Here is a 13,374-nt window from a genome sequence, read left to right on the forward strand (position 1 = left end):
CCCCACCGGAACGCCTTTTACTGGCTCAACCGGCCCGCTTTTTTGGCTTCTGCATCCCAGGCGGGCACCACTTGTTGCAGGAACTCCTGCTTCTCACTGTTTAGCTTATCCATGTCCATCCCCAGCGCTTTCTGCGCATTGAGTTTGGTGGAGATATCCGGCAGTGGAATTTCGTGGCTGATCCCCTTGGTGGCCAGCAAGCGCGCCAGTTTGGTGCGGGCGTCTGCGGCTTTATTCAACGCGCCGCCGAGTACCCGCAGCCCCACATCCGGTGCATGCATATGTATACCGTGGGAAGCAATGGCGTAATCCCAGCGCCACTGCGCATGGCGAATATCCTGCAAAATCGGCTGCATTTCTTGCTCAGTCGCCCCGGCATCCCAGGCTGCTTTCGCCTCGTAATGCGCATGAACCAGCTGTTTCTCAACATTCAGTTTCAACTCCTGAATGCTGGCTTTGCGTTCGGCGACAATATCTTGCAAGGTTTTTTTATCTTGGGTATGGCAGTTAACACAGGTGGTTTCGAAGCTATCAAAGGGATTGCGGATTTGATGATCGGTATACACTTTACCCGCCGCATTTTGGATTTTCGGCATATGGCAATCAATGCAACTGACATTATTTTTACCGTGAATACCTGCACGCCAGGTTTCGTATTCAGGATGTTGCGCTTTCAGCAGTGGGGCTTTCGACAGGGGGTGAACCCAATCAGAGAAAGCAATTTCGTCATAATATTTCTCCATCGACTCCACGTCAGTCCCTTGATCCCAAGGGAGTTTCACCGCTTTGTCTTTACCGGCGAAGTGATATTCCACGTGGCACTGGCTGCACACCATAGATTGTTGGTCCAAGCGGCTGGCATGTTCGAAAGGTTTGTTGATAGATTGCAGCGCGCGATCAATATAGGGACGTGATAGCACCAATGCGGGTTTGCCCGCTGCAAAATCGGCCGAGGCGGTATCATGACAATCGGCGCATCCCAACTGATTGACCACTTCCGGGCCACCTCTGGCCCAGGTTCCTTTGAAATAGCCCTCTTCCCCTTGTTCATTGATCAAGCGGGCGACATCCGGGCTTTTACAGCTCCAACACGCCATGGGCAATGGGCCATCTTCAGCAGTTTTGGGGGCTGCTGTGCGCAAGGTTTCCCGCACATCCGTGACAGCGTAAGCATGGCCGCGCGGTTTGTTATAATCTTTGGCGAATGGATAACCCGCCCACAGAATCACCAGATTGGGATCTTCAGCCAAAGCATCTTCTCGCGGCCCACTTTCTTGGGTTTTCAACCAAGAGGTGAATTGATCCACATGCTGCTGCGCGAACTTATCATTGCGGGCCTCAATCGGCGGCGTAGGTGCTGCCGACACAGAAAACACCCCTCCGATGACCAAAAGCGCCAATATCCCTACCGACATTTGTCTTATAAATTTGCTCACAATAGATACTCCAGTGTGTTTTTCCATACCGGACGCCGCCGGTGCTGGCACCAGGCAGTCATTTTTTTATTTTTAAACCCGCACCAGGATGTCAAACACTCACCCAGAGATACCCATGACAAATTTCGCCCAGTGGGGTTATGGAGATAGTAAGGAGGATTTTCAGTAAATGATTTGTTGTAGTAACAATGCTTGTTTTAGATCAAACATTCTTTGTGTGGGTATTTAATTTTATGAACCAGCTCAAAAAAAATCAGCACCAAACAATTTTTACATAAAATCAAACATATACCTCTTTAGAGGTATTCAACGAAAAAGGAGAAATAAGACGCCGGATAGATTTCTAAAACTGCCTGTACGGCAGTGAACGGTCTTTTGCACGTTGTAATCGCTATTTTCACTTTCTAAGCTGCCTGTGCGGCAGTGAACATAATTTAGCCGCCATTGGTTCGCGTTTACTTTTTCTAAGCTGCCTGTGCGGCAGTGAACCTTCTGCTGGTACGGCAGACCGACACCATCCATTTCTAAGCTGCCTGTGCGGCAGTGAACACAACAATGTTATCCGGCTGGCTGTTGTAGGCTTTCTAAGCTGCCTGTGCGGCAGTGAACAGATTGCGATCCAGACACCTCTGCCGCTGACTTTTCTAAGCTGCCTGTGCGGCAGTGAACTGACCGGTCGCCAGTGTTGGTTGCCGCTGACTTTTCTAAGCTGCCTGTGCGGCAGTGAACAAGTGCTGGCTGATTATTTTGCTTTGCCGTCTTTTCTAAGCTGCCTGTGCGGCAGTGAACTATCTGTAGAGCTTGAATGGCTTGGCGAAGATTTTCTAAGCTGCCTGTGCGGCAGTGAACAATTAAACGAGTGCGCCGGTCACATTCGTCATTTTCTAAGCTGCCTGTGCGGCAGTGAACAGTAACGAAACACGAATAACACAATGATTATAATAAAATAACCCACCAAAATCATAAAAAAGGCTTTTTTAATCTTCTCGGCCAACTCTATATAAAATCAATGAGTTAGAGTTGGCCGAAAAAAGAGGGTTAAAACCAAGGGACAGTGGCTATGGCACTTAAACCGTAAGCACTGAAGGTTCCGCTAACCGGTGCTTGCTGTAACTCGCCTTGATCAATAAATAACAAGAAGCTTTGCTCGCTGGATAGGCTTTTTAAGCGTAAAAAAGGTAAATGACAGTGCTGCTCGCGATTATCAGGGATCCGTAATAGAGCCTCTTCCTCAGTCAGCCAGCCTTTACTGACAGAACGACGGCGTAGCCGCTGCGCATTACTTTTTACCTGCACGCGGCGCACGACCCGATATTGAACCCGTGTCGGTATCGGAATAATTTCACTGCATTCGCAATAATCCCGCAAACCTTTCAGCCAGCCCGCAGACTGCAATTCGACTAAATCGCCAGAGCCGCCATGTAGCCGTAATTGGCTGCCCAACGTCTTCCCAGCACTGGGAAAACTCACCCCGATGCGCCCATGACCGGTGGCGACAAGTGCCCGGTGTAATTTGGCAAACAGGGCCTCCAATAAGGCCTGAGTGCTAAACTCGGGGTCAGCAAGCACGCGTATATTAAGGTAATGATCCATTCCCTCTCCTTATTCGGCTTTCTCACCAAAGACACCACCACGGATTAAAATTGCCATCACATAGTGTTGTTGACTGACATCAGGGGCATTACCCTTCGTCACCCAATTATCCAATAACGTGTAAAAATCCATTTTCTGTTTTGGCTGGCGATAAGCTTTACCCCGGCTGGTCACTGAACCATAAGGTTCGACCGCAATCGGCCCAAGTTCTAATTCCACCGCATCCGGATACCAGTCATCGATAGTACGCAGCGCATTACCAATTTTTTGCGAATGCAATGCCGCGATGCCATCAACCTGATATAACACTTTGCTTTTCTTACTGTTACTGTCCAGCACCAACTCTTGGGATGGGTAGACTTCCTGCCCGTTGCCCAGGCGCACGAAAGCATCAATGGTCAGGAATGTAAAACCGTTACCCGCCAAACCTTGTTCGATTTCCTGTGCCAATTCTGCCAGATCACCACTCGGCTGGATAAATTGGCGCAAACTAAAATCACCACTTTCAAACTGCCAGCTTTTTGTTTTACCGGTCACACACACTTTAATTTGTTCAGCACCCACCCGGTTGCGCCATAAAAAACGGCCATTCGCCAGGTTCTCTGCATAACGCGCCGCCAGTACACCAAAGCCCTGCTCTGCGATATAACCATTGATAACACTCGCCAACTCCGCCTGATATTCCTGATCATTACAGACTGACGGCGTCGCGAGATTGCCCAGCACCCGCAGAGTGAAGCTCATTTTCAAGGTGTCGGCATCAAAAGGCAGTGCGGCCATATCGACCCGCTGCAAATTCGCTTTTTGAATCTCCGCATCCACTTTGCCCGAATCACTGGCTATGGCATTTTTCAGCCGGTTGGAGATAGTGCCCCTCACAGACTTCTCTTTAATAACAATAGGTTGCCAGCTGTCTTTTTGTTCCCAATGACCGGCAAACATCGTGGCATCAGAATTAGATAATTTGCGTTCAAATGCCAGAACAGAAGCGGTCTTAATCGTTGCTTTAGCCATTTTTAGATCCCTTTAAAATTCTTCATCGTCATTAAATGCATAGTTATCAACTGGTGCGGGAAGCGCGCAGCGACAGAGATAGTGATCGTCTTGCTGGTGATATTGCCAGAGTATGTGGCGCAGATCTTTTATGCGGTGCAATCCGCTCCATTCCCCAATGCCGTAGACTGATTCAGCAAAGCGAAAAGGGGTTTCGGGGTCACGAGATTTTTCCACCTCACCGGGTGCATACAAAGGGGAAATAGCGCGATAACCGGTGACAATAGGCACCAAATACCCGCCCTTTCCGGGCTTGGCGATAATGTCCCACTGAGCTGGCGCACCCTGCTCTGGTGAGTTATCCCCCGGCGCAGCTACCGCCTGCATTTTGAATGCCGAGAAATCCAGCCAGGCATCAAGCATCTCGGCCTGCGGTTGGCTTTGTTTTAATCGGTTAAAATGTTCCGCCAACAGCTCGGAGCGATCAACTAACACGAAGCCCGGCAGCAACCGGCACAATAATCTGCGGGTCGCGGTCTCAGTTTCTGGGTAATTAATCACCTTTATTTGGCCGATGTGGGTGATAGTGCCCCCCGCCAGCCGCTGGCTCAGACACAGTAACGCCAGATGTTTTGCCAGCGCCTTAGCTCCAGCATCACCATCGGCAATCACTCCCTCACACTCAATCACTAAGGAAACCGTCATATGCATGCGCCCCTCTTCATTGAAAGCGGCGACTTTAGCCTCTTTAGTCAGTGGGTTGCGAGTCAGCGAGAAGACATAATCATAGCCGGATGAGTAGGCATGGACTTGCTGTTGATGGCAGATAACCGCGCAGCCCTGTAGGGTTAAACCATGGCTGGCTTGCAATTTACGAGACAGCGCGTGGCTATAGCCCAAAAAATGGGTTATTGCCGGAAAACCATAGGTTAAGCCCGCGATAGCATTGGCGTTTTCCACCCGCACTTGCTGCAAAATAATCAGTGAACTCATGACTCTGCCTCCAGACTCTCTGGTTCAGACAGGCTGCCTTGCTCAAACTCACGTAGCCGCTGCTTAAACAAGCTGGCCCACTCCCGCCGCTCTACTTCGCCAAACACCAATTCATCGTGTTTTAGTCGGCGATTAAGCCAGTAGCCAAACTCTTGGGCGACCTCTTTTTTCCAGTCGCCTAACTCGCGCTGCTGTTTAAATGCCGGGTCAAGCCAAATCTGTTGCGAAAGTTTTAAGTTGCAGCCGTCCTCCTGACTCCAGCCAGCGGCTATTTTAAGATTTTGCACTTCAGCGACATAATTAAATAAAATATCAATGATTTCATCACTGTAGGCCAGACGAGAGGCGCGAATCCCCATGGTATTCGTCAGCGGTTTAACACTCAGTAGATACTGCTGCATTTGCCGTGCGGTTGAGTATGCCAGGGCGGTAAATTCACTATTATCATTGAAGATGGAGCTATGTTTGGTGGGCGGTTTGCGGCTACTGCGCCACTGTGGCGCACCGGCGGGTAACAACCAGACTTTTCCGCCACGGACGCTGTTCAGATAAGAGATATTTTGTGGTTTGGTGCCGCCGATATTCTGTACTGCGGTATCGAGATACATTACGCGGGGTTGCGGATGCCATGTTTTCGCTTTATAGGCAGCCTTGGCCTCTTTAGATTGATCACCAAAACGGGCGTCAGTGATGCGCTGATGCATAGCATGGGCTAAAGATGAGGAGAACAGCGGGCTGAGCAGATGATATTGATTTGGCCCCACCGGGAAATAAAGCTGTTTTGCCAGTTTGTGCGAAGTGAGTTGTTTATCCACCAGCGCCTGTTTGAACCCCTCCACCCACAATGTCAATTGCGCTGGATTTTCGGCTAACTCGGCTAAGGGCGAATAATCAGCACGATGCAGACAGGCCAGTAATGAATCGCCGTTATGCTCGGTTTGCAGCAATTTGGCGACATCAAGCGCCGCGGCATTGCCCACGGCATCGATGGCCGGTTTCGCTAAGGTGGCGCTAGAGAGATAAACAGCATTATCTTCTGCCGCAGGCAGATTAAATACACTGCTGCCTCTGGCGTCACTGTGGATGTATTTCAATGCATGGGTGACTAAGCTGATTTGCCCGGCCCGGCTGGCGGCATCTGTTAGCCAACTGCGAGTCTCATAGCGGGCCGCCAACTCTTGTCGTTGTAGTGCGTTTTCTTGCTGCACCCGCGCGATATCTTCTGCTGCGGTTAACCCTGCCAGCCTTTTTTCTGCTTCCTTATCAAAAGCTTCAAGCTTGGGCTGCTTGCGGCCTTCAATATAGGAGACAATAAAAGCCGCTAATCCATTTTCTTGCATAACACCTCGCCTGTAATCCATTAAAATGTTAATCGAGTGCGCCAAATACCCCTAATAACGGATGATAACGCCACATTTCGCCATCGTCTTTGTTCGCGCGCAGTCTAACCTCACCAAACTGTCGGCTGACCTCACTTAATTCCTTATTGAGTAACTCGGCCAGTTGTTGGTAAATCCGCAAGCAATCCGTATCTATCCATGGGCTATTTCCTGCCGCCACAGTCAGATCCACCACCCGAAAACAGTCACTGTCTTTCCATTCAATCTGGTCACTATCCAGCCGTTTAAAGCGCGGTTTGTCTGTTTCATCACTCAGCCACAGATTATGCGGTTCATCAGTAGCGGATTGCCGGAAAGGGGTGCGCCGTTGCTGTTCCCCACTCCAGGTCGCCTGTTTACGCCACCATAATGCGGCGTAATATTTTGGCTTCGGATCTTGGTTGCCCTGTAAAAGCATTCTCAAGCTAACATGTTCTAAATCAACAAAATTATTCGCATGATCCAGCTTGGCTCGCTCCTGAATCCGGCTAACGGCATTTATCACCTCATACTGAGAGGGCAACAGCACCTTGTCCAAATCATGGCTATTCAGTAAGTAGTCGCTGCTTTCAAAACCGGGCTGGAGATAGACGGGTTTTTTGGGGGCAATATTAATCAGCGCCTTATAATTCTTTTGTAAAACATGCAGATTCGCCACTTGCGGCGCGATTTGCCGGTGGCGCTGAACCCGCCCCGCCAATTGAATTAACGAGCGCATTGAGCTGGGTTCGGCCAGCGCCCAGTCATAATCGTGGTCGCGCCCCACTTCAGCCACCGAGGTGGCGAGCACCACAAACAGATGATGCTGCTCGGGGTAATGCTGTAATGCATGTTTGATTTCAGCCACTTGCCAGAGGGCATCTGGCTGATAGCGGGTTAAGGTAGCATCCAGCCGCTGTTCAATAGCAGAGCGCACCGCGAGCGGGTGCTTGCTGTGATAAACGCAATAATGAATGCGGACATTTTCTGGTGCCGCCGTGGCGTAGAGGCGCAGGGCAATCGCCACTAGCGGGTTGATATTGGCCATCCTGACCACGCCAACTGACACTGTTTTGCCCTCAGGGTGAGTTTGATGATGCTGTTGATGTAACCGCAACATAGAATCGCGCATCACCGCCGCCATGCTATCCAGCACCGTCGCTTTCTTGGTGCTCGCCGCAGAAATCGGGATTAATTCGGCTCGACGTAACGCACGGGCGGCTAAGAGTTTTTTGACTCGCTGAGCCACAAAATCTGCATGGGCGGCAGTAAAATCCTTAGGTTGCTGAATATCTTGCTGCGCGACATCATTCTCATCAAACCAGGCACAACAAATATTGAGCGGAGCATTGGGCTGCCCGCAAGCTTGCTGATAATCCGCCCGTCCTTTCCCATAGGCAGCAAAGAGCGCCTGAACCAATGCTGGCGGCAATGTGGCCGAAGAGAGCAACACGCGTGAACCGAGCATGCCAGCCCAATTGACCAAACGACACAATGCGGGCAAGTCGTTGAGATCAAAGTCATCCGGCTCATCCAACACCAAATCTGAAGTGAGCAAACGCAGCATCGGCGCTATCTGCTTGCCGCCGCGCAAGCTTTCCGTGGCCGGGATCAAATGGTCAATCGTACAAACCAGCACTGGCGCACTAATCAGACGGTTTAATTTATCACTCTTGCCCAGCCAGGCACTCAAGCGCCCATCATCCAGACTGCCGTCATAACTGACATACTGATGATCAGCAAAGAATGCATCAGCCGACTCACTGCCGGTGCCGGGTGGCCGGTCTTTATCGTGATTTAATTGATGTAATTGTGTGACCGATTGTGAGCCAATCAATACCGCCAAATCATCCGTTTCCAGTGTGAGTTTATCCCGCAATGCATCACCGGTTTGTAAGGTTAAGGTGCGCAACCCCAAAGCGACGGAGAAGCGGCATCCCTGCTTTTCATCGGCTAAACCATACATAATCCGTGCATTAGCAAAGGTTTTACCACAACCGGTGGAGGCCATATTAATGCCGAAAAAACCTTGCTGCTGCGAACGCTCGCGCAAAATACTTGCCAAATCATAGGCTTTGTCTTGCCAGCGGAACCGCTCTTGTGTGGTGCGCTGTTTAAATCCTTTATGGCGGGTGATCGCCGGCAAGGTTTTTCTGATATTGGGCAAACTTCGGCCCAGTAACAGCGCATTTTGCCCGACACCCATATTATGCTCGTCCAACCGTTGCTTCATTTCTTTGGTTTGCCGGTCAGTATTGGCAAATGCCTGATAGCGTTCATCTTGCCAGCCGATTGTTGGCGGCAATGATGAGTAATGATGGTCGGCCAGCATTAATACCAATCGCGCCATATGGCTGGTAAATCGTTGCGATAACTGACCATAATTATTCAATGCCGGTTGCTGCAAAGCCCGACGGGCAAATTTTTGCGCCTTTTTACGCCACTCGGTACTCTGTATTGGGGTGCCGTGCGGGAAGTGCCATTGATCCCGTTTATCTTGCTCGCTCCACTCATTATCGGCCATATTGGTGGAATTCCATTCCGGCATAAATTGCTGATGCAACCAATCGTCCATTTCTTCTATTTTGGGCGGCCGCTCGTAATTATTGTTTTTGGGATAAACCGGTATTCGGTGATGAGAGATAATCAGCCAGGCCACTGTCGTGGCCACCGGTGGTAAGCTCATAAAAGGATTCTTATAATGGTCAATCCCATCTTTCACCAGATGAGCTATTACGCGGGGTTCATCATCAGCATTAATTTGGCTCAGTGCAGTGAGCCATTGAATATCATTTTGTTGCCCCACAAAGGCCTGAAATAGCCGCAATGACACCCATTCATGCCGATAGGGCTGATAACTTTTACCTTTACCTTGCAGACCTTTTTGAAATAATACATTGGCTTTGCCAAAATCATGAAATAACCCGGCAACCGCGGCCAGCAGTGCAATACTTTCCACACTGTGCCAATTATTTTCATCCTGGCTGCGCAAAATATTCCGTTGCGTGCTATTCGTCGGCACCGAACCTTGAATATTAAAGCGCCTTAAATTACCGACAATCCACAACAGCTCACTTTGATTATTACTTTTGATCCAATGACAGGCGATCGCACTATTACGCCGTGCTGTTTTGCGCAGTAATTTGCGTAATGTATTCAAACCCTCAGCAGTGATGGCGGTTTGCCATGTGCGGTCACCTTTGCGCTCCGCAAATTGGTCCAAAATACGCCGGGTTTCTCCCAATGCTCGTTTATTGCATTGGGATATTAATAAGATATTCATCGTGATACCTGGCTAAGAAGAGCTGCAGTCTGTTTTATGCCATCAATCATGACATCCAGCGCTTCTGTTCTTTGAAACCCGCTAATACAACGCTGACGAAATTCTTGCTCTTCCTCTCCACGCATCGCCGCAATAAATGCTTGGGGGAGCACCAAAGCATCTTTAATTAAATCTGCCACATCAAAAACTAACCCGCCGCGCCGAGTCTTGCCATGCAAAACAGATAATCCATGAGGTAAGCCAATTACCCAGGTTGCAGTGGCGGCTAAGCCATAAGCGAGGTAATTCCCATGATCAAGAAAACGGTTAGCAAGGTCTACCCCACCACCTCGTTTTGCACGGGTAAAGTCACCATACTTCGCTGTATTGGCTGCTAACTTATACAGCGCTTTGGTCAATACAGCCTCTTGAGCCATTAGGTCATTACTGGTCTGACAGTGAGTTAAATTTTGTTCGAAACGGTTAAGAATACTTTGCAATTGGTCACGATTTACTTGAAAAAGGGGTTCGCGTTGCATGTGGCTGCTTAGCCAATGTTGCTGTATTTGGGTTATCCTGATGCGCTGGAAAGCGACCGCGGCTGCCAGTCTTTTGGTGTCATCGAACCAGAAGCTAACCCAATCTTGTAGATATTCGGTTGGCCGGTATTCACTTTGTGCCGTTAGCCACGAAACATTGACCTCAACTTCATTCGCCGCAAAAAGTGGTGCGCCACCACCGCCACAAAACCCGACTAAAACACCCGCGCGGGCAAACTCACGCATAGCGGCTTGAGTCACAGATGTCCCCGTCCCCAACATGATGACAGTGGTATTCGCGATGGGGATATTCCAATAAAGAGATTGTTTCCCCTCATCAGTGACATATTCAACCCGCCCGCCGTTAACTAATACACGACAATATTCTAAATAATAAATATTTGAACGCTTTGAGTGCAGAATTGTTTTTAGATCAGAGGAATGAATAGAATTGTCCATCGCCAGCAACCTCCTTAGACAGAACACCCAAATCGTTCTAACGGGTTAATTGTATCTTGCCAGTCAGTGAGCGCGCCTTACCAAGATAGAGGTCCGCACGATATTGATATGATTAATTTATTTACACTAACCCAATACCGGCAAAGTCGGTAATAGAAAACAGTAATAAGCCTACTGTAAGTAACAAAATGTGTTTGGGCTCTCAATCTTGATGCTGCCTGTACGGCAGTGAACCTTCCTCGTCGCTATTGCAGTTCGTCTTAACTTTTCTAAGCTGCCTGTGCGGCAGTAAACACCAGCGTTGTAAATCACTGAGCATCATTTCTTTTCTAAGCTGCCTGTGCGGCAGTGAACCTTTATCCTAAAGTTTGCTCGTTTTAATATTCTTTCTAAGCTGCCTGTGCGGCAGTGAACCAGGATTACTCGCCGCGCCAGTCAGGACGACATTTCTAAGCTGCCTGTGCGGCAGTGAACTAGCAGCCTCTGATGCAAGTTACCGACAAGGTTTTCTAAGCTGCCTGTGCGGCAGTGAACTTTGTTTCTCTCTGGCACGATGCACACCGTTATTTCTAAGCTGCCTGTGCGGCAGTGAACATGAGTTGAAGAAAGGCAGCTGTAAACGGTGCTTTCTAAGCTGCCTGTGCGGCAGTGAACGCCATATAGGCGGCTGGTGGTGATGCTGAGGATTTCTAAGCTGCCTGTGCGGCAGTGAACGCTCGTCAGGTGGATGTTGATTTGCGCGGTGATTTCTAAGCTGCCTGTGCGGCAGTGAACGCCATGAATGATATTTTTTGCCTTATAAATCATTTCTAAGCTGCCTGTGCGGCAGTGAACCCGTTTATCACGGTTGAATGGGTAGAATAAAATTTCTAAGCTGCCTGTGCGGCAGTGAACGAAGAAGTCAGCTACAGATTGTAGCTCGCCGATTTCTAAGCTGCCTGTGCGGCAGTGAACGCGTGGTTAGCTCATCCCAATTGTCGATAATTTTTCTAAGCTGCCTGTGCGGCAGTGAACAGTAGAACAATACAGATAACTTACTGATAATAAAAGTGCATTGAAGCGCGGTGATAAAAAATGATTTATTAAAAGCCTTGGGGATTTCTATATAAAATCAATGCGTTAAAAAACACGCTAAAAAAAGGGTTCAAGTTGGGATTAAGGCAAAATGTCATTAAACCTTTTCTACTGCGGATGATGTGACGGACAAAAAGGAGGTTTGAAAAAGTTATAGTTCACTATTTTGGGGCGGGTTTTGCTCGTTTTGTTGTATCAGAAAGAATAAATATGACCGATTAAAAATTGAGGTATTTCAAGGGGTTAAGCAAGGATAACAAGCAGGAGAAACAGAGAAATGATGGCGGAGGAGGAGAGATTCGAACTCTCGAACGGTTACCCGTCGACGGTTTTCAAGACCGTTGCCTTCAGCCACTCGGCCACCCCTCCGCAACGAGCCGAACTATAAACAGAGCTCCGCCGCTTGTAAAGCTTGTTTGTGTTTAATCGCCCAAAAAGCCGCCATCTGATTATCGAATGATGAATTAATCATCATGATGATGATTCACTGTACAACCTCCCCCAGCATCTATTACCCCGAGGCCGATTTACCAAGCAGCAGCACAGACTTCTTTGGGATAGCGGCAAATATTTGCTAAATTAGCTGCCGTTTCATTGATTGGACCACCGAGGTTGTATGTTGGAGTTTGAAGGCCGCACGATTGATACCGACGCGCAAGGTTACCTGAAAAATAGCGCAGACTGGAGCGAAGCTCTGGCCCCGATACTGGCTGAACAAGAGAGCATTATCCTCACCGAGCCGCACTGGGAAGTGGTGCGTTTTGTACGTGCTTTTTATCAGGAATTTAATACGTCACCGGCCATCCGGATGCTGGTAAAAGCCATGGCGCAGAAATACGGTGAAGAAAAAGGTAATAGCCGCTATCTCTATCGTTTATTCCCCAAGGGGCCTGCAAAACAAGCGACAAAAATTGCCGGGCTGCCAAAACCGGTGAAATGTATTTAATCAACGGCCACATTCTGGGTGAGGCGGCTAATAGCGAATGTTAAATGTCTCAAATGGTGTGGCCGGATGAGGCTCTGTCAGTAGGCGATCAACACGCGCGCCCCGTGGCCCGCCCTGTTTGATCCACTCCATCAGTTGCTCGACCGCCTGTTGTTCACCATAAGCCACCACTTCTACACTGCCATCGTCACAATTGCGGGCATAACCGGCCACTCCTAGCGCCAGTGCTTGCCGTTGCGTGCTATAGCGAAATCCCACACCTTGAACCACACCATAAACATAAGCAGCGGTGCATACTTTTGCCATATCGCCCCCTCATGGACTGCGTTTCCAATCGAATTGTCCCGTTTTAGCCAATAATCGTGAAATATTTTCCAAGCTGCCTGTGCGGCAGTGAATCCCTGCGCTTCGCTGGGGCCAAGGGGGACGCCTTTCTAAGCTGCCTGTGCGGCCGTGAACAAATAGCTTTTATTGATCGCAGTTCTTTTGGTTCAAGTGGAACGAAAAACGCGATTGGAAATAGGACTTAACTTGTTCTTCCATCGAGTGAATTTTTTGGTCAATGCTATTACACAGAAACTCATCGCTGTTCATTGCCTGAACGCGTTGTAGCGCAATTTCGTCAATTTCTTCTTTTTGTTTTTCTGTGAGTGCTACGTCAGTTTGCTTATTCGTCATGATGCGGTCCCTACTTTGAAGAAAGAAAGTTATTATAGCTCTA

General features: G+C 48.9%; 10 protein-coding genes, 1 tRNA gene and 2 CRISPR repeat arrays. Of the genes, 1 reads left to right on the forward strand and 10 read right to left on the reverse strand.

Going from position 1 to position 13,374, the window contains the following annotated elements; all coding sequences use genetic code 11:
* Positions 1–17: 17 nt before the first annotated feature.
* From nrfA to DX162_RS18830, 8 genes are all read right to left on the reverse strand, one after another.
* Positions 18–1,415 carry an ammonia-forming nitrite reductase cytochrome c552 subunit gene (gene nrfA, locus DX162_RS18795; protein ID WP_050413794.1) on the reverse strand — a complete coding sequence of 466 codons (1,398 nt, stop codon included), beginning with the start codon at positions 1,413–1,415 and terminating at the stop codon, positions 18–20.
* A 362-nt stretch (positions 1,416–1,777) separates the two neighbouring features.
* Positions 1,778–2,345: direct repeats of the CRISPR family, unit length 28 nt; unit sequence TTTCTAAGCTGCCTGTGCGGCAGTGAAC.
* A gap of 129 nt (positions 2,346–2,474) precedes the next feature.
* Positions 2,475–3,029 carry a type I-F CRISPR-associated endoribonuclease Cas6/Csy4 gene (gene cas6f, locus DX162_RS18800; protein WP_032819486.1) on the reverse strand — a complete coding sequence of 185 codons (555 nt, stop codon included), beginning with the start codon at positions 3,027–3,029 and terminating at the stop codon, positions 2,475–2,477.
* A gap of 9 nt (positions 3,030–3,038) precedes the next feature.
* On the reverse strand, positions 3,039–4,043 hold the full coding sequence (csy3, locus tag DX162_RS18805) for a type I-F CRISPR-associated protein Csy3 (RefSeq protein WP_004389637.1): 1,005 nt from the start codon (positions 4,041–4,043) through the stop codon (positions 3,039–3,041).
* Between the two features lie 12 nt (positions 4,044–4,055).
* Positions 4,056–5,015 carry a type I-F CRISPR-associated protein Csy2 gene (gene csy2, locus DX162_RS18810; protein WP_032819485.1) on the reverse strand — a complete coding sequence of 320 codons (960 nt, stop codon included), beginning with the start codon at positions 5,013–5,015 and terminating at the stop codon, positions 4,056–4,058.
* Positions 5,012–6,355 (reverse strand): type I-F CRISPR-associated protein Csy1, encoded by a 1,344-nt coding sequence (csy1, locus tag DX162_RS18815; protein ID WP_004389634.1) that lies wholly within the window; start codon positions 6,353–6,355, stop codon positions 5,012–5,014. The genes csy2 and csy1 overlap by 4 nt, the downstream gene beginning before the upstream one ends.
* Positions 6,356–6,383: 28 nt before the next feature.
* Positions 6,384–9,656: a type I-F CRISPR-associated helicase Cas3f gene (gene cas3f / locus DX162_RS18820; RefSeq protein ID WP_032819484.1), complete on the reverse strand. Its 3,273-nt coding sequence runs from the start codon at positions 9,654–9,656 to the stop codon at positions 6,384–6,386.
* Positions 9,653–10,633, reverse strand: coding sequence for a type I-F CRISPR-associated endonuclease Cas1f (gene cas1f, locus DX162_RS18825; RefSeq protein ID WP_032819483.1), 981 nt, complete (start codon positions 10,631–10,633; stop codon positions 9,653–9,655). The genes cas3f and cas1f overlap by 4 nt, the downstream gene beginning before the upstream one ends.
* Before the next feature lie 206 nt (positions 10,634–10,839).
* Positions 10,840–11,647: direct repeats of the CRISPR family, unit length 28 nt; unit sequence TTTCTAAGCTGCCTGTGCGGCAGTGAAC.
* A gap of 341 nt (positions 11,648–11,988) precedes the next feature.
* A tRNA-Ser gene (locus DX162_RS18830) sits at positions 11,989–12,076 on the reverse strand.
* Positions 12,077–12,323: 247 nt separating this feature from the next.
* On the opposite strand from DX162_RS18830, the gene tusE reads away from it, so the two are divergent.
* Positions 12,324–12,653, forward strand: a complete 330-nt coding sequence (gene tusE, locus DX162_RS18835; protein ID WP_004389630.1) for a sulfurtransferase TusE — start codon at positions 12,324–12,326, stop codon at positions 12,651–12,653.
* 27 nt (positions 12,654–12,680) lie between these two features.
* On the opposite strand, the gene yccX is transcribed toward tusE, so the two are convergent.
* A complete protein-coding gene (gene yccX, locus DX162_RS18840; protein ID WP_004389629.1) occupies positions 12,681–12,959 on the reverse strand; it encodes an acylphosphatase in 279 nt (92 codons plus the stop codon).
* 162 nt (positions 12,960–13,121) lie between these two features.
* The gene (locus tag DX162_RS18845) at positions 13,122–13,331 is read right to left on the reverse strand and encodes a hypothetical protein (RefSeq protein ID WP_004389628.1); all 210 of its coding nucleotides are present in this window, start codon (positions 13,329–13,331) and stop codon (positions 13,122–13,124) included.
* Between the last annotated feature and the right edge of the window lie 43 nt (positions 13,332–13,374).

Origin of the sequence: Yersinia kristensenii (genome assembly GCF_900460525.1) — a bacterium.
GTDB lineage: Bacteria > Pseudomonadota > Gammaproteobacteria > Enterobacterales > Enterobacteriaceae > Yersinia > Yersinia kristensenii.

What these genes read in the sequence shown, in the direction of transcription:
- DX162_RS18845 (WP_004389628.1), bottom strand. Translation starts at nt 13,331, where the DNA reads ATGACGAATAAGCAAACTGACGTAGCACTCACAGAAAAACAAAAAGAA.
- tusE (WP_004389630.1), top strand. Translation starts at nt 12,324, where the DNA reads ATGTTGGAGTTTGAAGGCCGCACGATTGATACCGACGCGCAAGGTTAC.
- csy3 (WP_004389637.1), bottom strand. Translation starts at nt 4,043, where the DNA reads ATGGCTAAAGCAACGATTAAGACCGCTTCTGTTCTGGCATTTGAACGC.
- csy1 (WP_004389634.1), bottom strand. Translation starts at nt 6,355, where the DNA reads ATGCAAGAAAATGGATTAGCGGCTTTTATTGTCTCCTATATTGAAGGC.
- cas1f (WP_032819483.1), bottom strand. Translation starts at nt 10,633, where the DNA reads ATGGACAATTCTATTCATTCCTCTGATCTAAAAACAATTCTGCACTCA.
- nrfA (WP_050413794.1), bottom strand. Translation starts at nt 1,415, where the DNA reads ATGTCGGTAGGGATATTGGCGCTTTTGGTCATCGGAGGGGTGTTTTCT.
- cas6f (WP_032819486.1), bottom strand. Translation starts at nt 3,029, where the DNA reads ATGGATCATTACCTTAATATACGCGTGCTTGCTGACCCCGAGTTTAGC.
- csy2 (WP_032819485.1), bottom strand. Translation starts at nt 5,015, where the DNA reads ATGAGTTCACTGATTATTTTGCAGCAAGTGCGGGTGGAAAACGCCAAT.
- yccX (WP_004389629.1), bottom strand. Translation starts at nt 12,959, where the DNA reads ATGGCAAAAGTATGCACCGCTGCTTATGTTTATGGTGTGGTTCAAGGT.
- cas3f (WP_032819484.1), bottom strand. Translation starts at nt 9,656, where the DNA reads ATGAATATCTTATTAATATCCCAATGCAATAAACGAGCATTGGGAGAA.